18 protein-coding genes and 1 tRNA gene are annotated in these 19,275 nt (G+C 51.4%); 14 read left to right on the top strand and 5 right to left on the bottom strand.

All coding sequences use genetic code 11. From position 1 onward, the window contains the following. Positions 1–20: 20 nt before the first annotated feature. Complete coding sequence (locus tag FKW31_RS14865; RefSeq protein ID WP_150178951.1) at positions 21–683, bottom strand: hypothetical protein; 663 nt, start codon at positions 681–683, stop codon at positions 21–23. Between the two features lie 121 nt (positions 684–804). Here FKW31_RS14865 and FKW31_RS14860 point away from each other — a divergent pair, with 121 nt between their 5' ends. Then, entirely contained in the window at positions 805–1,017 is a 213-nt protein-coding gene (locus tag FKW31_RS14860) for a heavy-metal-associated domain-containing protein (protein WP_006117480.1), read from the top strand. Between the two features lie 173 nt (positions 1,018–1,190). Beyond that, positions 1,191–1,490 (top strand): hypothetical protein, encoded by a 300-nt coding sequence (locus FKW31_RS14855; protein ID WP_006117479.1) that lies wholly within the window; start codon positions 1,191–1,193, stop codon positions 1,488–1,490. Positions 1,491–1,505: 15 nt separating this feature from the next. Here FKW31_RS14855 and FKW31_RS14850 read toward each other — a convergent pair whose 3' ends face one another. After that, positions 1,506–2,069 carry an HNH endonuclease gene (locus FKW31_RS14850; RefSeq protein WP_006117478.1) on the bottom strand — a complete coding sequence of 188 codons (564 nt, stop codon included), beginning with the start codon at positions 2,067–2,069 and terminating at the stop codon, positions 1,506–1,508. Between the two features lie 192 nt (positions 2,070–2,261). Between FKW31_RS14850 and gluQRS the strand changes: the two genes are divergently transcribed. The 3 genes from gluQRS to FKW31_RS14835 all read left to right on the top strand — a co-directional run bounded on the left by gluQRS (position 2,262) and on the right by FKW31_RS14835 (position 5,749). Next, entirely contained in the window at positions 2,262–3,173 is a 912-nt protein-coding gene (gene gluQRS, locus FKW31_RS14845; protein ID WP_150178950.1) for a tRNA glutamyl-Q(34) synthetase GluQRS, read from the top strand. A 164-nt stretch (positions 3,174–3,337) separates the two neighbouring features. Then, positions 3,338–4,540, top strand: coding sequence for a pyridoxal phosphate-dependent aminotransferase (locus FKW31_RS14840; RefSeq protein WP_150178949.1), 1,203 nt, complete (start codon positions 3,338–3,340; stop codon positions 4,538–4,540). A gap of 3 nt (positions 4,541–4,543) precedes the next feature. Next, on the top strand, positions 4,544–5,749 hold the full coding sequence (locus FKW31_RS14835; protein ID WP_150178948.1) for a pyridoxal phosphate-dependent aminotransferase: 1,206 nt from the start codon (positions 4,544–4,546) through the stop codon (positions 5,747–5,749). 49 nt (positions 5,750–5,798) lie between these two features. Here FKW31_RS14835 and FKW31_RS14830 read toward each other — a convergent pair whose 3' ends face one another. Further along, on the bottom strand, positions 5,799–6,833 hold the full coding sequence (locus FKW31_RS14830) for an ABC transporter substrate-binding protein (RefSeq protein ID WP_150178947.1): 1,035 nt from the start codon (positions 6,831–6,833) through the stop codon (positions 5,799–5,801). A 121-nt stretch (positions 6,834–6,954) separates the two neighbouring features. Here FKW31_RS14830 and FKW31_RS14825 point away from each other — a divergent pair. Further along, positions 6,955–7,030: transfer RNA gene (locus tag FKW31_RS14825), tRNA-Asn, on the top strand. Positions 7,031–7,141: 111 nt separating this feature from the next. Here FKW31_RS14825 and FKW31_RS14820 read toward each other — a convergent pair. Together FKW31_RS14820 and panC are read right to left on the bottom strand one after the other, a co-directional pair. Next, positions 7,142–7,498, bottom strand: coding sequence for a RidA family protein (locus FKW31_RS14820; RefSeq protein ID WP_150178946.1), 357 nt, complete (start codon positions 7,496–7,498; stop codon positions 7,142–7,144). A 49-nt stretch (positions 7,499–7,547) separates the two neighbouring features. Beyond that, positions 7,548–8,387: a pantoate--beta-alanine ligase gene (gene panC / locus FKW31_RS14815; RefSeq protein ID WP_150178945.1), complete on the bottom strand. Its 840-nt coding sequence runs from the start codon at positions 8,385–8,387 to the stop codon at positions 7,548–7,550. Between the two features lie 559 nt (positions 8,388–8,946). On the opposite strand from panC, the gene dnaE reads away from it, so the two are divergent. From dnaE to recO, 8 genes are all read left to right on the top strand, one after another. Further along, positions 8,947–12,366, top strand: coding sequence for a DNA polymerase III subunit alpha (gene dnaE, locus FKW31_RS14810; protein WP_150178944.1), 3,420 nt, complete (start codon positions 8,947–8,949; stop codon positions 12,364–12,366). A 2-nt stretch (positions 12,367–12,368) separates the two neighbouring features. Then, positions 12,369–13,754 carry an anthranilate synthase component I family protein gene (locus tag FKW31_RS14805; RefSeq protein WP_150178943.1) on the top strand — a complete coding sequence of 462 codons (1,386 nt, stop codon included), beginning with the start codon at positions 12,369–12,371 and terminating at the stop codon, positions 13,752–13,754. Continuing rightward, a complete protein-coding gene (locus tag FKW31_RS14800) occupies positions 13,751–14,551 on the top strand; it encodes an aminotransferase class IV (RefSeq protein ID WP_150178942.1) in 801 nt (266 codons plus the stop codon). Before FKW31_RS14805 ends, FKW31_RS14800 begins: the two co-directional genes overlap by 4 nt. A 69-nt stretch (positions 14,552–14,620) precedes the next feature. Then, the gene (locus FKW31_RS14795) at positions 14,621–15,016 is read left to right on the top strand and encodes a hypothetical protein (RefSeq protein WP_150178941.1); all 396 of its coding nucleotides are present in this window, start codon (positions 14,621–14,623) and stop codon (positions 15,014–15,016) included. A gap of 310 nt (positions 15,017–15,326) precedes the next feature. After that, positions 15,327–16,454 (top strand): aromatic ring-hydroxylating dioxygenase subunit alpha, encoded by a 1,128-nt coding sequence (locus tag FKW31_RS14785; RefSeq protein ID WP_150178940.1) that lies wholly within the window; start codon positions 15,327–15,329, stop codon positions 16,452–16,454. A 166-nt stretch (positions 16,455–16,620) separates the two neighbouring features. After that, the gene (gene rpsB / locus FKW31_RS14780) at positions 16,621–17,418 is read left to right on the top strand and encodes a 30S ribosomal protein S2 (protein WP_006117466.1); all 798 of its coding nucleotides are present in this window, start codon (positions 16,621–16,623) and stop codon (positions 17,416–17,418) included. 134 nt (positions 17,419–17,552) lie between these two features. After that, positions 17,553–18,458 carry a translation elongation factor Ts gene (tsf, locus tag FKW31_RS14775; RefSeq protein ID WP_150178939.1) on the top strand — a complete coding sequence of 302 codons (906 nt, stop codon included), beginning with the start codon at positions 17,553–17,555 and terminating at the stop codon, positions 18,456–18,458. 18 nt (positions 18,459–18,476) lie between these two features. Then, positions 18,477–19,265, top strand: coding sequence for a DNA repair protein RecO (recO, locus tag FKW31_RS14770; RefSeq protein ID WP_193562094.1), 789 nt, complete (start codon positions 18,477–18,479; stop codon positions 19,263–19,265). Positions 19,266–19,275 lie beyond the last annotated feature (10 nt).

Genomic DNA, 19,275 nt, shown 5'->3' with positions numbered 1-19,275 from the left:
ATAAGCAAAGGGGTTTTCGTTTATGCTGGCATGGCTGGCGGCGGAAACCCTAATGCTTCTGCGGTATAGGTTTCAATTACCACGCAAAAAGCTTGCCCTGTTTGCGTGCGTAGCACTGCCATATGGCGGAACAGATAGGGCGGCAGGCCAATAGGCTTGCCTGAACCAACCGATATTCCATGTTGTTCCCATTGATCTGGAAGAGGAAACCACAGGCCTTCCCGTTTGATAAGTTGGCGAGAGAAGTTAAGCGCTGCCACAACAAGCCCAAAGGGCTTATCTGTTGTGTCCAGTTGCGTGGCCATTTCCGGGGATAATCTGGCCGGAATGTACCAGTTTTCTGCTTCTGAAAAAACCTTCCCATGTGCGGTAAGTTGCACCTTCCTGTAATGCACATCTTCTGTTTGCGTATCACAGGCACCTAATAGCGTTTGCAACAAGAACGGCGGGCAGGGTGCAGTGCCTTCTGTTTGGCGATGAGCATGCAGGTTGTTGTCTGGGGCCAGATTGTAAGTGCTTATCCATTGTTCCAGAACACGTGTGGCGCTGGGGTTGGCAAGCAGCCTGTTTTCCAGTTTTTCTATAAGAGTCGCTAACATCAGGCGGTGGAGGGGGATATCCTGCCACTGAGATAGGGTGGTGTGCATCTTGTCGGGGCCGGAATACATGGAAAGGCTGCTCATCCGGGCAGCATATCATGAGAATGCAGGATGGCAGACTGCCTATCTGCTTATTCCGTCTGGGCCAGAGCTGCGCTATAAGGCGGGCCACGTTAAATATGTTATTTTATAAAGGGAAAGATAAATGACCCAAACCACAGCAAGCTTTATGGTGGATGGTATGACGTGCGATGGCTGCGTGTCTGCTATCAAGCGCGCCCTTGCTGCTATTGATGGTGTAGAAGCCACAGATGTTAATCTGGCAACGCGCGAAGTGAAAGTAACGTATGATCCAACACGGGCTGGCGTTTCTTCCTTGCAGAATGCAATCCGTGGCGCAGGTTACGAAGTAAGCTAAAAGCGGCATTTTTCATTTTAGCCAGTTCTGCCATGCGGCAGGCAGACAGGGGGCGTGATGTTCCCTGTCTAGCTGAGGTAGGCAGAAGCTGGCAGTATGAATGTTTCCGAATAACACGCCAGCGCGGCCTCCAGCCGCTGTCAAATATGCTGAAGCAAGGTGGCTGATCCGTTATGCAGATGAAAAATACATTACGCCTTGGGTTTGTAGCGGTAGGCCTAACCCTGCTGGGTGGTTGCTCTTCCGAGGTGGGGCGTCTGCCATTGGTTGATACGGATATTACCTGCCTGCGCAAGCAAATGGCCGGGCCGATGTATCTTAGCTTTCCGCTGGCCGCCAATACATGCCAGCGCATGACCAACCATAACTTTATGTTTGGTGAGAAAAACGCAAAACCGATTCCGCTGAACCTGAAAGATGCTCCGGATCTTCAGAAACAGGCAGATGAATACGGGTACAGCTATACGCGCTAAAAAGTGGCTGCCTGATTAGTTTTCTAGTTCTGTGTCCCAATACAGGTAATCGCGCCAGCTTTCGTGCAGATAGTTGGGGGGAAAGGCGCGCCCATTTTCCTGTAGCTGCCACGAAGATGGACGTTCTGGCCGATGCCGTGGCAACATGCCGATAACATGTGGAAGATGAGAGCCTTTGCGCAGATTGCAGCACCCGCATGCGGTTACAATATTTTCCCAGCTTGTTTTGCCGCCTTTGCAGCGCGGAATAACATGGTCAAACGTTAGTTCCTGCGTAGGATGGCGTTCCCCACAATACTGGCAGGAAAAGTTGTCACGCAGGAAAACATTAAAACGGGTAAAAGCAGGTTTGCGGGCTGCGGGAATGTAGTCTTTTAAGGCAATTACACTGGGCAGGCGGATGGTATGGTGCGGAGAATGTACTTCTGTCTCGTACTCGCTCAGCACAGAAACCCGATCCAGCCAGACAGCTTTAATGGCATCCTGCCATGCCCATAGGGAAAGGGGATAGTAGGAGAGTGGCCGGAAATCTGCATTTAGAACCAATGCAGGAAAGTTGAGGGCACTACCGTCAGGCAAGACTTGTCTCCTCGGCTTATCTTCGAGGGCGCATCTTTCTGCGATCGTAAAACTCGGAGCCGATTGCCTGCAAAAGGTGCGTCGTCGAGGTAATTACTACATGTAGTATTGCAGAGGTTCGGGAGTGAGGCAACAAAACGACTGTCTGTTTGATGCGTCTTTTGAGAGTTTAGTAATAGTTTCATGAAAAACATGAACAATTTATTACATAATAGTCAAACAAAGCATGCCGGGTGGGTAACGCGTTTTGCACCTAGCCCCACTGGTTTTCTGCATCTGGGGCATGTGGCTTCGGCTTTGTATGGGTGGCAAAAGGCCCAGCCGGATGGGGAATGGTTTGTACGGCTGGAGGATATTGATACCCAACGCTGCAAGCCGGAATTTATTCCCGCCATTTTGCAAGATCTGGAATGGTTAGGCTTGCGTTCTGCTCGGCCTGTTTTAAGGCAATCGGCCAATATGCCTGCCTATCAGGCAACGTTGGCGAGGTTGGATACAATGGGGGTGCTATACCCCTGTTTTTGCACGCGCTCTGATATCCTGCGTGAAAGTGCCGCCATATTCTCAGCCCCACATACGGCTCCAGATGGCAGTTTGTGCTACCCCGGAACGTGTCGCCATCTCTCAGATCAGGAACGGCAGGAGCGCATCAGCCAAGGGCAACCCCATATGTTACGGCTGAATATGAGCAAAGCCTTGCAATGGATAAACCAATGCACACATGGCGCACCACTGACGTATCAGGATCAAGAACGCGGAACAGTTTTATGCTACCCTGAATTGTTCGGTGATGTGGTGCTTGCACGCAAAGACATTCCCGCATCTTACCATCTTTGCGTCACGCATGATGATGCCGCCCAAGGCGTTACACTGGTAACACGCGGGGAAGATCTGCGCCCAGCAACAGACCTGCATCGCGTATTGCAAGCCCTTATGGGCTGGAACGTGCCAGACTATAGCTTTCATCCATTATTATGTAATGCAGAAGGCCGCAGGCTGGCCAAGCGGGATGGTGCATTGGCTGTGCGGGCTATGCGCAAGGCAGGCCTTTCAGCGGAAGATGTGCGCTGCAAGGCAGGTTTCCCACACATTTTTGAGAGATAAACGCTGAATTGCGTACAAAAAACGCGGCGTATGAGAAATCTCCGGTTCCGCCGGAGGCCGAACAGGATTACTGTGCCGGCCCAGAACCGAATGTCTGTTTCAGGGGCATGTAGGGTGTCCTGGTAACTGGCATGAAAAACATAGTGTCGGAAAGTAAGAGAACCATGAGCATTGTTGCTGACCGCATGAACAGGATCAGCCCGAGCCAGACGATTGTCATTTCGACACGGGCGCGTGCACTTAAAGCTGAAGGCCGGAACATCATCAGCCTTTCTGCTGGTGAGCCAGATTTTCGCACGCCCGAAAACATCTCCCGCGCAGCAGCCAAGGCGATTGAAAACGGCCAAACCCGTTATACCGATGTTGCTGGCACGCCAGAACTGCGTAAGGCTGTGGCAGAGCGTTTTAAGCTGGATAGTGGTCTGGATTACACGCCGGAGGAAATTATTGTTTCCACAGGTGGCAAACAGGTTATCTACAATGCCATGATGTCCACCCTTAATCCGGGTGACGAGGCAATTATTCCGGCACCATGCTGGGTTTCCTACCCCGATATTGTTACGTTGGCAGAAGGCAAGCCCGTTATTGTACCCTGCAAGCGTGAAAATGGTTTTCGGATTACAGCAGAACAGTTGGAAGCCGCCATTACGCCGCGCACAAAATGGTTTTTTCTGAACTCACCCTGTAACCCTACAGGTGTGGCCTATTCTGCCGAAGACCTGCGCCCGCTGTGTGATGTTCTGCTCCGCCACCCGCATGTGTGGATCTTTACAGACGATATCTATGCCAAGCTGGTTTACGATGGCTTCCGCCCTGCTACATTTGTGGAAGTGGAACCTCTGCTGCGTAGCCGCACCGTTACCATGAATGGTGTTTCCAAGGCGTATGCCATGACAGGCTGGCGCATTGGTTTTTCTGGTGCTCCGGTAGAGCTAACAAAAGCCATGAACAAACTTCAGGGGCAGTCCACCTCCAACACTTGTTCCATCGCACAGGCCGCGGCTGTGGAAGCACTCACCGGCCCGCAGGAGTTCATTCAGGAAATGGTTGCCACCTATCAGGGGCGGCGTGACATGGTTGTTTCCATGCTGAATGAAGCCGAAGGGCTGGAATGTGATGTACCGCAGGGTGCGTTCTATGTGTTCCCTACAGTTGAAAAATGCTTGGGCAAAACGTCTCCGGGTGGCAAAAAGCTGGAAACGGATGAAGATTTCGTAACATCTCTGTTGGAAGAAGAAGGCGTTGCCGCTGTGCATGGTTCGGCCTTCATGTTCCCCGGTCATATCCGTATTTCCTATGCTACGGATACAGATAGCTTGCGCGAAGCTTGCGCACGTATTCAGCGCTTTTGCAAAGGGCTGCTGTAAAATATGGCGCGGTCTTTTGCGAATAGACTAAAAGGTTTGCCTGCACCGGCTACTATTGAAATGGCACGCCGTGCACGCGCACTTAAGGCGGAGGGCAAGCCCGTTATCTCCCTTGCTTTGGGGGAACCGGATTTTGCCACACCGCCTGCCGTGGTAGAGGCCGCCCATCAGGCCGCCTTGGCTGGGCAGACCAAATATCCACCCGTAGATGGTACGCCAGCCCTTAAGGCGGCCATTGTCCGCAAGTTCACGCGTGAAAACGGGCTGGATTATAAGCCGGAGGAGATTATGGTCTCCAACGGTGGCAAGCAGGTTATCTTCAACGCTTTTATGGCCACGCTGAATGCGGGTGATGAAGTGGTGGTGCCCACGCCTTATTGGGTCAGCTATCCGCTTATTGCCCGTATGTTTGGTGCAACACCTGTTTTTGTACCTTGCCGGGAGGAAGATGGTTTCCGCCTGAAGGCGGATGAACTGGCAAAGGTGCTGACACCACGCACACGTTGGGTGGTGTTGAACTTTCCTAATAATCCAACAGGTGGTGTCTGCTCAGCGGATGATCTGCGGGCTATTGCGGAAGTGTTGCGGCAGTATCCAGATATCTGGATACTTTCAGATGAGATTTACGAACATCTGGTGTTTGATGGTGCAAAATCAGCATCTATTGCCGCTGTAGCGCCTGATCTAAAAGAACGCACCATTACCCTCAATGGCGTTTCTAAAGCTTATGCTATGACAGGCTGGCGCGTAGGTTTTGCGGGCGGTCCGGCAGATCTTATCGCTACCATGCGGGGTGTTCAGGGCAATGCCACATCTGGCGTGTGCTCCATAGCGCAGGCGGCTGCAGCGGCTGCGTTGGATGGCCCGGCAGATTTGGTGCAGGAAATGGTGGCAACATATGGCCGCCGCCGCCGGATGGTTGTGGAAGCATTGCGGGCCATTCCGGGGTTTACCTGCGCTATGCCCGATGGTGCGTTTTATGCGTATCCGGGTGTTGCCGGGTGTCTTGGCCGAACAACTGCTGCCGGTAAGCGGTTAGAAACAGACCATGACTTTGCATTAGCTTTGCTGGAAGAGGCTTTTGTAGCCACTGTGCCAGGAAGCGCCTTTGGGCATTCACCTTATTTGCGTTTGTCCTGCGCAACGGCAGATGAAACACTGCGCGAGGCCTGCCAGCGTATTGCTCAGTTTGTAGAAGGCTTGCAGTAAAGCTTTCAAGTAAAGTGCAGGCGCAATTAAAAATGTGCCTGCACTTTCTTTATTCTTTCAAAACATTCCGCGCATAATGATGAGCAAGTTCTGTGCTGTCTTCTGTGTCGGGCAGTAGGCTGACCAGTTGCAGTTCATCACAATACTGCGCCAGTTGTTCGCGCAATGATTTGCCAATAACGGGCCGGATAGCAGGTTCACTGTGTAGCATGGCGCGTATGCTGGCTGCAGAAAGATCCGTAATATCTGGCGCAATCAGGGTTGCAGCATCATCGCGGTGGGTATCTGTCCAGCGTGCTGCATCACGTAGGGCCAGCACAAGGGCAATGGCGGCATCTGGGTCATCTTGTAGGGCAGAACTGGAGGCGCCAAGCACCATACTTGTGCGCTCAGCATAGTGGCCAGTATTGCTGCCTGCTAGCTCAATAAACAGATCAGGGAAGGATTGAAGCAGCCACCATGCCTGATAATCATGCGCGACAACGGCATCAATTCTTTGGCTACGTGCGGCATCATCAATTTGTGGGAGAGGTAGATCCAGCCAGTTGATGCGGTTCATGGCGTCTAGCCCTTTGCGGCGCATCATAATGGCAAAAAACAGCTTATCTGCTGCGTTCTGATCCATAACGGCTACAGTGTGGCCCATAAGCTGGTCTAGCCGTGTAATATGGCTGCTGCGGCGTACTAACAGCCGAAAATTGCCCGGCTGCACCCCAATAAGCAACTGCGCATTTAGCCCTGCATAAAGGTGCCTAAGCCACGTAAGGGCAGGGGCTACGGCGTAGGAAATATCCCCTCTGGCCAGCGCATTAATGGTGTCTTCCCCATTTATGGTGGCGAAGGGCAGATCTACATCCAAGCTGTAATGCGCAAAAAAATCTTTTTGTGCAGCCACAGCCAAAACTGGTGCCGATCCAGAATTTGGCCAACCTATTTTGATCTGCCGATAAGCACCATCGGGCTGTTTGTGTGTGTGATGCTTGCCTCGTGTTGCCAAAAAGGTTCCTCCGCCAATGGCGGCAATACCGCCCATACCGGCTAGCAGGAGATTACGACGTGTTTGGGAAGGACCTTGGGCGTTCATTTTTGTAGGTTTACTATGTCTTGCTGTGTCTGTCGCTTTATGAGTGATGGAGGAGATATGAAAAAAAATAAAAAAGGGGGTTTACGGCGCGATTTAGGTTAGCTATATGCTCCCTCGCTGGTCCCGAATAGCTCAGTTGGTAGAGCAAGCGACTGTTAATCGCTGGGTCGTAGGTTCGAGTCCTACTTCGGGAGCCAGCCTTGTTTCTCTTTAAAATTTATAAATTGTATCAATGCATTAAAGCATTTGCTTATGCCTCGTTTTTTGTAGTGAACGGCTGGCAAAACAGCCGTCCACTATTAAAGCAATTATGGTTGAGGCAACGCGGCAATTCCGGTGAGTTCCACCTTCCATGTGGGGTCTGCCAGTTTGGCTTCTACCGTTGCGCGGGCGGGTTTATTGTTTTTGTCCAGCCATGCATCCCATGCACGATTCATGCCAGCCATATCATTCATGTCGGCCAGAAAGATCTGTGCGGAAATAAGGCGGCTTTTGTCCGTGCCAGCTTCAGCCAATAAGGCATCTACCTGCTGTAGAATATCAGCCATCTGGCCTTCTGCATCCAATGTGGAATCATCGGCAATCTGGCCAGCCAGATAAACAAGACCATTATGGATAACAGCGCCTGTTAAGCGTTCTTCGGGAGCAAGACGTTTGATGCTCATGATTTTGGGTTCTCTGCTATAGTGGAAAAAGTTTTATGGAAAACCAAAGTTAGGCAAACGGCATATTATCAATAAGCCGGATGTCTCCTAAGCTGGCAGCTATAAACAAACGTGCATCTTTGCTGGCAATAGGGGCAAGTGCCAGATTTTCCGCATTGCGGAGTTCCAGATAATGAACGTGAAAGCCTGCATTCTTTAATGCTTCACGGCATGTGGCCAAGCTGCTTTCTACATTTGTGCCGTTCCGCATGGCTGCAAGGCATGCCTTTAGGGCTTGGGGCAGGAGCGTGGCTTGTTGGCGTTGTTGTGGCGTAAGCCTGCGGTTGCGGGATGAAAGGGCAAGCCCGTCTGCTTCTCGCAAAGTGGGCACGGGTAAAATATCTACAGGTAGATCCAAATCCTGCACCATGCGTTTGATGAGGCAGAGTTGCTGGTAATCTTTTTCACCAAAGGCCGCGATATTGGCGCGTGTTTGTAAAAACAGTTTGGTAACCACAGTGGCAACGCCATCAAAATGGCCGGGTCTGTCTCCGCCACACAGCATAGTATCCAGCCCAGAGACACTTATACGAGTTGCAAAGCCGGGAGGGTACATTTGGCTTTCATCTGGGGCGTAAAGTACGTCCACTTTGCCGGTATTGCGTAGCAGGCCAGCATCATCTTCCAGCCCGCGCGGGTAATGCTGGAAATCATTGGTGTTGTTGAATTGGATAGGATTTACAAAAATGGACACAATTCGACGGGAGGCTTTGCCATCCAGCGCATTTATAAGTGAGATATGGCCTGCATGAAGTGCGCCCATGGTCGGCACAAAGCCAATAGTCTGGCCATCTTTCCGCCAACTGGTGCTGAGAGCTGCCAGTTCTGCTTTGGTTTTTACAATCTGCATGATGAATCCTGAACGCCAGTATTTTAGTCAGCCGGAATAAGTGTTCCAAACTGCAAAGTGCTGCAATGTATCCGTGAATGTGCCACTATTCCAGAAGTGGCTGGGCCCTTTTATGGTTGGTGGATTCTTTGACAGTAAAATAATGCTATGGAATCAAATGGTTCCACAAAGAGTGTTCCCCGCACACGCGGGGATGAACCGAGTTTGGTGATGATGCCCGTAAGCTGGCCATGGTGTTCCCCGCACACGCGGGGATGAACCGCCGGATTGGTAGGCTAATGAGAGCAATTGACCGTGTTCCCCGCACACGCGGGGATGAACCGAACTGATAGGCGCACATGATGCAATGGTAGATGTGTTCCCCGCACACGCGGGGATGAACCGATCATGTAATTAGAATTGAACTCGCCCATCTCGTGTTCCCCGCACACGCGGGGATGAACCGGCTGGCTCCGTAAATAAGGTCGTGCTCGTTGGGTGTTCCCCACACGCGTGGGGACTAACTTGAAACAAAACTTTAGGCAGAGTGAAAAGCTTCAAGTCTGTGCTATAAAGACGCATGTCTTACGCTGATTTTGTTCATCTTCGTGTTCATTCTGCCTATTCGCTTAGCCAGGGGGCCATTCGTGTGCCCGATATTGTGGGGCTGGCGAAGGAAATGCACATGCCTGCTGTGGGTATTGCAGATTCAGGCAATCTGTTCGGGGCGTTGGAATTTTCTCAGTATTGTACCAAAAGCGGTATTCAGCCTATTATTGGCAGCCAGATCGGCCTGCCTGCGCGTAATGACAAACCCGGCGCCCCCGCCGAGCCTGTAGTGCTTCTGGCACAGAATGAAGCAGGGTTGGCGAATCTCCAGTTTCTTTCTTCAGCCGGGTTCCAAAATTCAGATCCGGCAGACCCTTTTGTTTCTCTGGATTTGCTATGTGAGAAAGCAGAGGGGCTGTTGCTGCTGACAGGTGGCACACGTGGGCCACTTTTTCAGATGCTGGCAGAAGGGCAAACGGAAGATGCCGAAAAATGGCTGGCCCGTGTGCATGAAGCCTTTGGTGACAGGCTGATTGTAGAACTACACCGGCATGGATTAGGTGTTGAAAAAGCTGTGGAACCGGGCGTGCTGACGTTGGCCGATCAGTTTGGTTTGCCATTAGTGGCAACGAATGAGTGCTTTTTTCCTACACCAAAAATGTACGAAGCACAGGATGCCCTGTTGTGCATCGCTCAAGGGCGCACGATGGCAGAAAAAGACCGCTTTCGTGTAACGCCGGAGCATTGGTTCAAGCCGCCGGAAATGATGCGCGCACTTTTTGCCGATTTGCCAGATGCGTGTGACAACACTTTGGAAATAGCCCGCCGCTGCGCCATTAAGGTGGAAACCCGCAAGCCGCTTTTGCCAGTTTGCCCTAAGGTAAGAGAAGGCGCGACAGAAGATGAAACCCTGCGTGCTATGGCGTGGGAAGGGTTGGAACACCGTATGTCCGGCATGAAGCTGGATGCAGAAACAGTAGAGAAATATAAGGAACGTTTACGTTTCGAGCTGGATATTATCTCCAAAATGGGGTTCCCCGGTTACTTCATGATCGTGGCGGACTTTATCCAGTGGGCTAAGGCGCATGGCATACCGGTTGGGCCGGGCCGTGGTTCTGGTGCGGGGTCTTTGGCTGCATGGGCGCTTACCATTACGGATATTGACCCTATTCCGTTTAATTTGCTGTTCGAACGTTTTCTAAATCCAGAACGCGTTTCCATGCCTGACTTTGATATCGATTTCTGTCAGGATCGGCGAGACGAAGTGATTTCCTATGTGCGGCATGAATATGGATCAGACCGTGTTGCGCAGATTATTACCTTCGGTAAGCTGCAAGCGCGTGCTGCCGTGCGCGATGTTGGGCGTGTGCTGGGTTTGCCGTATGGTATGGTTAACCGTGTGGCAGAGCTTATCCCTAACAATCCTGCCAAACCGGTTACCCTAAAAGAAGCCATTGCAGGTGAACCCAAGCTGCAGGAAATGCGTGATAATGATGAGGCCCTGCGCAGGCTGCTGGAAATAGCCCAGCAGTTGGAAGGGCTCTTCCGCCATGCCAGTACGCATGCGGCCGGGGTGGTGATAGGCGATAGGCCGCTTGTGCAGCTTGTGCCGCTGTACCGAGACCCGAAAAGTGATACGCTCGTCACTCAATATAACATGAAGTTTGTTGAGCAGGCGGGTCTCGTTAAGTTCGACTTTCTTGGTTTAACAACACTCACTATTCTCAAACGGGGTGTCGATTTCATCCGCCGTATGGGCAAGGATGTAGATCTCAGCCACATTCCGCTGGATGACCCCAAAACGTATGAAATGTTGGGGCGGGGTGATACCGCTGGCGTCTTCCAGTTTGAAGGCGCGGGCATGCGCGATGTTCTTAAACAAATGCGCCCAACCCGCATAGAAGACCTGATTGCAGCTGTGGCGCTGTATCGCCCAGGGCCAATGGCGAATATTCCCGATTATTGCCGTAGAAAACACGGAGAGGTATGGGAACCCCCGCACGAGGAAATTCGCGATATTCTTGAAGAGACCTATGGCATCATGGTCTATCAGGAACAGGTTATGCAGATTGCCCAAAAAATGGCTGGCTACAGTCTGGGTGGCGCAGATTTGTTACGTCGTGCCATGGGTAAAAAGATCCGTTCGGAAATGGATCACCAGCGCGAAATTTTTACAGAAGGCGCCACCAAGCGCGGGATTGACCGTGATAAAGCCGTTGAGGTTTTTGACCTTATGGCTAAGTTTGCAGATTACGGCTTTAATAAATCTCATGCCGCTGCTTATGCTTTTGTTTCGTACCAAACAGCATGGATGAAGGCTAACCATCCAGTGGCCTTTTTGGCTGCTTGCATGTCTTTGGCGCGGGAACGTACAGAAAAACTTGCTGCTTTGCGTCAGGAAGCAGAGCGGATGCACATTGCAGTGTTGCCGCCAAATATCAATAAATCAGAAGCTGATTTTTCGGTCGAAAAACAGCCAGATGGAACATACGCAATCCGTTATGCGCTAGCTGCCATCAAAAAGGTGGGCTATGGCGCAATGGAATCTCTGGTGGAGGTGAGGGGAGAAAAACCTTTCAAAAACCTAGCAGATTTTGCAATCCGTATTGATCCCAAGCACATCAACCGGATGCAGTTGGAAAATCTGGCAAAAGCTGGTGCGTTTGAATGTATTGATAAAAACCGGGCCCGTGTTTTCAGATCAGCAGATGTTATTCTAAGGCGGGCACATAGCCAGGCGCAGGAGGCAGCTTCTGGCCAGATTGGGTTGTTTGGTGGCCCTGGTGAAGTTGAGCCTCTGCGGTTGGTGGAAGGGCACGATTGGCCAGAATTTGAACGTCTGGCGATGGAGGCAGAAGCTATTGGCTTCCATATGACAGCCCACCCGTTGGATGCTTATGGTTCGGTACTGCGCCGTTTGGGTGTTACGCGTACCTCTCAGTTGTTAACAGCGGCGGAACTGGGTGGTGGCCGGGTTAAAATTGCTGGCTGTGTGGTGGATAAAAAGGAACGCCCAACCCGCACAGGTAATAAAATGGCATGGGTACGCCTTTCCGATGCATCTGGTGGTTGCGAAGTAACTGTTTTTTCGGAAGTGCTGACGCGTGTGCGTGATATTCTGGTAGCTGGTACCGCTATACTTGTAACAGCCGATTTAAAGCTGGAAGGCGAAGCTCTGCGGCTTACCGCTACAGATATTGTGGATTTGGAAGCCGCTGCGGCACAAGGACAAAGCGAAATGCGGGTATGGTTAGAAAAGCCCGATGCCTTGCCAGATTTGCAAGCTATTCTGGAACCACAAAAGGGCGGAGCAGGGCGGATTGTTTTGTTGCCGGGTGTTGCAGATAGTTGCGATGTAGAGGTGCGCCTACGAGGCCGTTACAAGGTTACACCCGTTTTAGGGCAAAGGTTGCGCACACTTTCTGGCGTTTCTCGGGTAGAACAGGTCTAACATTGGTTCAGGTAAAGGAGCTACAATGGAGGGAGCCCGATGTTGTTTTATCGGCATGGGGGCAACAGCCATGGTGTGCTTTTCTGGATAGTGGCGGCAAGATAGATAATCGAAGCCGATGGCAGATTTTTTGCCACAACCCATGCCATACAGTGGTGGCCTGGCCTCATGAAATAGAGGTGGATGGTACAAAAAAACCGATAATTTCTTCTGATGATATTTTTGAAATTCTACGTATTTTTCATGATGAATTAAAAGAATTTGCAGGTAGATCATGCCCGCAAGGCATTCCATTCTGGGGTGGTCTTATTGGGTTTGCCAGTTATCAAATGGGAATGATTCTGGAAGGCGTTTTATCTCGCCATAAAGACCGGAATACACCCGCATTGGCGGCAGGTATGTATGATCATGCCTTTATTTGGGATCGCTTTGAAAAACGTGTGTTTCTTGCAGGAATGTCAAGTTTTTTTGTGAATGAACTCAATGTGGCGCAGTCTATAAGGGAATGGAACATGCTTCCTGAGCGTGTTCCATCATATAAGCTACATGTAACCAAGCCGTTTGTTCCAGACCAAAATCATACAGCTTATTGTCAGAGCGTTACGCAAACACGGAATTATATTGCTGCGGGAGATATTTTTCAGGCGAATATAACGTGTCGCTATACAACGGAAATGGCCAAAAATGTGCTGAGTGCTGAGGTCTATCGTGCGTTACGGCAGCAAATACCAGCACCTTTTGGTGCGTATTTGTCATGCGGTTCAGATTTTGCGCTGCTATCTTCTTCCCCAGAAAGATTTTTGAAAGTGGATGCGAATGGTTGTGTTTCATCACGGCCAATCAAAGGCACGGCACCACGAGGGCAAACGCCAGAAGAAGATGCGTTTTGGCATAATGCACTTCTACATGATGAAAAAGAGCGTGCCGAAAACCTGATGATTGTTGACCTCATGCGGCATGATATCGGACGCATGGCACAAATAGGCAGCGTGTATGTGCCAGACCTGCTGGTGGTAGAGCAGTTTCCGCATGTGCATCATCTGGTTTCAGAAATTCGTGGAAAGTTGCTGCCTGATAAAGATGTTTTTGATCTTTTGAAAGTAACGTTGCCCCCAGGATCTGTAACAGGAGCCCCGAAATATCGGGCCATGCAGATTATAGATGAGCTGGAAGCCTCTGCCAGAGGTGCGTATTGCGGCACTGTGTTTCGTATTGGAATAGATGGCAGTATGGACAGTTCCGTAATTATTCGCAGTTTGGAGCATTCCAAAAATCATCTGAGTATTGGTGTTGGGGGTGGTGTAACCATTCTATCTGACCCAGAAAAGGAATATGAAGAAATGCGCCTGAAATTTGCACCATTTCAGAAGTTCTGGGGGCAGGCGTGAGTATTATCTGGTTAAACGGCAAAATATATCCCGTAGACCAAGCTGCTATCAGCCCGCTAGATCGTGGCGTGACATTGGGAGACGGGTTGTTTGAAACTTTGCGTATAAAGAACGGCACAGTGTCGCATTTTTTATGGCATTATCAGCGTCTTTGTAATGGTGCTCAAGTTCTGGGGTTACCTGTTCCAGAGCAAGAGAATACTTTGCAGGCGATCCGGGAGTTTTTGGCATGTGCTGGTTTTGAGAATGGCTCTGTCCGGTTGACTGTAACGCGCGGGGTGGCGCCACGCGGCCTGCTGCCGCCAGAACACTGCAAGCCAACAGTTTTTATAACAGGTGCTGCCGGTGTTTTTAGGGAGCAGTCTGTTCGTGTGTGTGTGAGTGAGCTGGTGCGCAGAGATGAGCTTTCCCCACTTTCTCGTATTAAATCGCTCAGTTATTTGCCCGGTATTGTAGCAAGGCAGGAAGCAGAGCGAAAAGGCTGTGATGATGCCCTTTTACTAAATATGCAAGGGCATATAGCGGAAAGCACAATTAGTAATATTGTTATGCAAACAGAGGCAGGATTGATAACGCCTCCTGTTACAGAAGGCGCTTTACCAGGCATTGCCCGTAAGCTGCTATTAGATGCGGGCGTAATGCAAGAGCGGCCTGTCTGTTACGAAGATATTGTAAAAGCGCAAGGGGTGTATTTAACAAACAGCCTTTCCTTGCGCACTGTTACGCATTTGGATGGAAAAGCGCTCTCATGCCATCCAGAATCTTGTAGAAAAATAAGGGAAATTCTGAAAAAATAAAATTTGCAACTCTTCCAAATTGCTGGCGTTGGAAAACGGGATACCTCATTTGATTAAAAGGAATATCCCATGCAGAAAATCTTAACTTCTATGCTGCTTGGCGCGTCTTTAAGTGTGATGCCAGCATTGGCTATGGCGCAGGATAATAGTGGTACGCCGCCTACAGCCGAGGGCGCTGCTTCCCAGCAGGGGAAGGCTCCCTCAAAAGCGGCCGAAGGGCCGAATGGTGAGCATGTTGATCCATCTAAAAAGCTATGGAGCAACCCACGCACGGTAGATGAGCAACCCGGCACGCAACCGCCTTCTAACGATGGCAAGAACCCGGCTCATCCGGTTAAGGAATACCATCCTCACCATACCCCGCATGGCAAGAAATCCGAGGTGATGGAAAGCCCAAGTGAGACAATCCCCGGTAACAATCAGCCGTCTTCTACGCATCTTCTGGAAAATCACGCCCCGCAATAATGCAATGAAGAGTGCCTGTTTCTATGAGGTATGTGGTCTGGCAGGATAGGACCGTTGCGGCCAGTGCACAGCTTGGTTGGTTGTTTGCATCTGGGCGCAGCGTACAAAATCGGCTAACCTTCCCACCCATGTGATGGCGCGGCAGGGCTGAGCAAAAAGCAGCTTCAATATCTTGAAGGCGTCATCCCCGCCCATGTTTGTTCAGGCAGTTTCGTGATGCGGAATTGTAGGGCACGTGGGCATAGGCATGTTTTTAAGGTGATGTTGTTCCTGCTGCATCAGCCTTGTTGGATTCTGAAAGGGTGACGTCATGCTGGTGGAAGAGGCCAAGGGAAAACAGGCGGACGGTTCTAATACGCCGCATTATGATCTTCGGCAGATCGATTGTGATCCTAATTTCTGGTACCCTGTGGCGTGGTCGCACAAGGTGCGCCCCGGCAAAACATTTGCCGCGCGTTATGCTGGCCACCCCATTGCACTTATTCGCCCTGAATATGGGCCTGTTTATGCGCTGGAAGACCGTTGCGCACATCGGCAGGTGCCGCTGAGCAAGGGCGTTGTGGATGATAAGGGGTGTGTAAAATGCTGCTACCACGGTTGGGCATTTGACCGCGCAGGTAAGTGTGTAACCGTGCCTTATCTGAACAAGGAAGGGGTGGGCCGTCCGGTTAAGTCTTACCCTTGCCGTGAAAAAAGCGGTCTGATCTTTATCTTCCCCGGTGATCCGGCTTTGGCTGATAAAGTGCCCGTGCCAGACGTGGCGCAGGTGGGGAACCCGGAATACAAAACCCGTATGTTCAGCCCGCGGCTGAAATGCCACTACACCTTTATGCATGAAAACCTGATGGACATGAACCATCAGTTCCTGCATCGGCGGCAGATGGGCTCCATCACAGCGCGTTTTTTGGGGCAGGATAAGGGTGATGATTTCCTGGAAGCACGCTATAGCTTTGCCCGTAAAGGTGGTAATCAGCCGCTGGCTGAAGCCCTGATTTTTGGCAAGCATCATGACTACGAAGGCCGGGAGCAGCCGGTTGAAGAAGTTGTGTCCATCCGTACCACCTATCCATATCAGACACTCCAGATTCACGATAAGGATGGCGATCTGATCATGGATTTGTGGACATCCTATGTGCCGCTGGGTGAAACACAGCAGGTTACGCAGGCGTTTGGTCTGCTTTCTGTTAAAAAACCCAAATGGAACTTCCTGCTCAATCTGGCATGGCCTGCGCTGGGTATTTTCACACATCGCATCTTTGAAGAAGACCGCGAAATTGTGGAAATGGAACAGAACGCATGGCGTGAACTGGGCGGAGATCACAACGTTGAAGTGTTCCCTGTTGTAAAGTCGCTTCGTGCTCTGCTGGCGCGTAGTGGTGTGCCTAACAAATACGCCCATCCAGAAGAAACAGTCTCCAAGGCAGAAGACGCAGCCTGAAAAGAGCGTTTTTTTATCTTGTCCGAGCGCAAAAAAACGGCCATAAGGGCCGCGCTCGGTCAAGGCCGGGAGTATAACGCACGCGAGGAAAACACCATCTGGTGCTCTGCCTGTCCGGCAGGGTAACGCCTCGCGGAGGAATAACCAGAAAGGTAGGAATACGCTTATGGCGATGCCTGATTTTACCCTTCGTCAGCTTCTGGAAGCTGGTGTTCACTTTGGTCACCACACCCGTCGCTGGAACCCGCGCATGGCGCCGTACCTGTTCGGTGTGCGCAACCAGGTTCATATTATTGATCTGCAGCAGACCGTTGGCCTGCTTGATCGTGCTCTGCAGGCTATCCGCAACACTGTTGCTGGTGGTGGCCGCGTTCTGTTTGTTGGCACCAAGCGTGCTGCGCAGGATCCGATTGCAGAAGCAGCTCGTCGTTGCGGTCAGTACTACGTCAATCACCGCTGGCTCGGCGGTATGCTGACAAACTGGAAGACCATTCAGGGTTCCATCAAGCGCCTGCGTGGCATTGAAGAAACGCTGGACGGCGCAACCGCTGGTCTGACCAAGAAAGAAATTCTGGACATGACCCGCCAGCGCGACAAGCTGGAACGCTCCTTGGGCGGGATCAAGGAAATGGGTGGCCTGCCGGACATCCTGTTCGTGATCGACACCAACAAGGAAAAGCTGGCCATTGAAGAAGCCAACAAGCTGGGTATCCCGGTTGTGGCTATTCTGGACAGCAACTCCGATCCGCGTGGTGTTACCTTCCCGATTCCGGGTAACGATGATGCTATCCGCGCTATCGGCCTGTATTGCGATCTGGTTTCTTCCGCTGTTCTGGACGGTATTTCCGCAGAACTGGGCGCTTCCGGTCAGGATATCGGCGCTGCTGAAGAACTGCCTGTTGAGCCTGCTCTGGAAGCCGCTCCGGCAGCAGAAACACCGGCACCAGCACCGGCTGCAAGCTAACGGAATACACAAACAGCCCGGTTATCATGCCGGGCTGTTTTTTCCTGCATGAATGCCTGCATTGGCAGGCCATGGAATATTCCGGTTCGCGCCCCTAAGAGGGCGCGTTCGGGTTTTTCAAGGAGTATAGAATTATGGCGGCAATTACGGCTGCACTGGTCAAGGAACTGCGCGAAAAAACTGGCGCAGGCATGATGGACTGCAAAAAAGCACTGAACGAAGCCAACGGTGATATTGAAGCCGCTATTGATTGGCTGCGTACTAAGGGCCTTGCTGCTGCGGCAAAAAAATCTGGCCGTGTTGCTGCTGAAGGTCTGGTAGGCGTTGCCTCTGCAGACAAAGTGGCTGCCATGGTTGAAGTAAACGCTGAAACCGACTTTGTGGCTCGTAACGAATCCTTCCAGAACTTTGTGGAATCCGTTGCTAAAGTTGCGCTTAAGGTTGGTGAAGATCTGGAAGCCATTAAGGCTGCCACGTTGGAAACCGGTCGTACCGTTGCTGATGAACTGACGCATCTGGTTGCAACCATCGGTGAAAACATGACCCTGCGTCGGGCACGTGTGTTTACTGTGCCGTCTGGCGTGGTTGCTACCTATGTTCACGGTGCCCTGCGCCCCGGTCTGGGCAAGATTGGCGTTCTGGCTGCTATTGAAGCCCCGACCGCTGATGCAGCTATCGAACAGCTTGGCCGTCAGGTTGGCATGCACGTTGCTGCCACACGTCCTTCCGCTCTGGATGTTACCAGCCTTGATCCGGCAGAAGTTGAACGTGAACGCGCAGTGCTGATTGAACAGTCCCGCGCTTCCGGCAAGCCAGAAGCTATCATCGAAAAGATGGTCGAAGGCCGCATCCGTAAGTTCTACGAAGAAGTTGTGCTTCTGGAGCAGGTATGGGTGCATGATGGCGAAACCCGCGTGAAAGACGTGCTGAAGAAAGCTGGCGTTAAGCTGGTTGGCTTTGATCGCTTCCAGTTGGGTGAAGGCATCGAAAAAGAAGAAGATGACTTTGCCGCTGAAGTCGCCAAGGTTGCTGGCGTCTAAGGTCGAGCTTTCCGAGTGATGGACAAGGGCGGGACTTCCTATGAAAAGGAGGCTCCCGCCCTTGTGCTTTTTGCAGGTGTGCAGGGCGAAACCAGCGCACGCATACACGTTCTAACAGAAGATTACGGCCCTCTGCGGGGTATAGCCTATGGCGGTGCCAGTAAAGCGGGCCGCGCCCTATGGCAACCGGGCAATGTGGTTAAAACCAGCTTTCATAAACGCAGCGCCGCAGCACCATTACAAATTTCTGGCGAGCTACTTTACGCCTGTGCTGCACGATTGCTGGATGCTCCGTTAGCGCTGGGCATGGTGCAATCTGTTTGTGTGTTGGCGGATGTTACGTTGCCAGAAGCTGATCCTTGCCCATTCCTTTTTGCAGAAACTGTGCGTTTACTTACCTTTTTGGGGTATGATCCTGTTGTTGCAGAACGGGAAGGTATGCCACACGTAGTGCGGTGGGAAATGGCACTGCTGGCAACTTTAGGTTTTGGGCTGGATCTTTCCGCTTGTGCGGTTACCGGCAGCACAGAAAATCTACATTATGTCTCACCACGTACGGGGCGCGCAGTTAGTGAGGAAGGTGCAGGAGAGTGGAAAGATCGGCTTTTGCCACTTCCGTCTTTTTTGCGAGATACAGAACAAACCGGTCGTGCGGCAGATTGGTTGGCAGGTTTACGCCTAACAGGCCATTTTCTGGCGCGCGATGCCTTTGGCCAGCGCCATTTACCCTTACCCGCAGCACGCCAACGGCTCTATGATCGGCTGGAAATGCGTGTTCTGGCAGACCAAACACCTATAACCGAGTAGCGTAAGACTG

It is taken from the genome of Acetobacter sp. DmW_136, assembly GCF_008690365.1.
GTDB classification, from domain to species: Bacteria; Pseudomonadota; Alphaproteobacteria; order Acetobacterales; family Acetobacteraceae; genus Acetobacter; species Acetobacter oryzifermentans.
The sequence above is the reverse complement of the archived record's forward strand: the minus strand, read 5'-3'. Positions and strand labels throughout refer to the sequence as shown.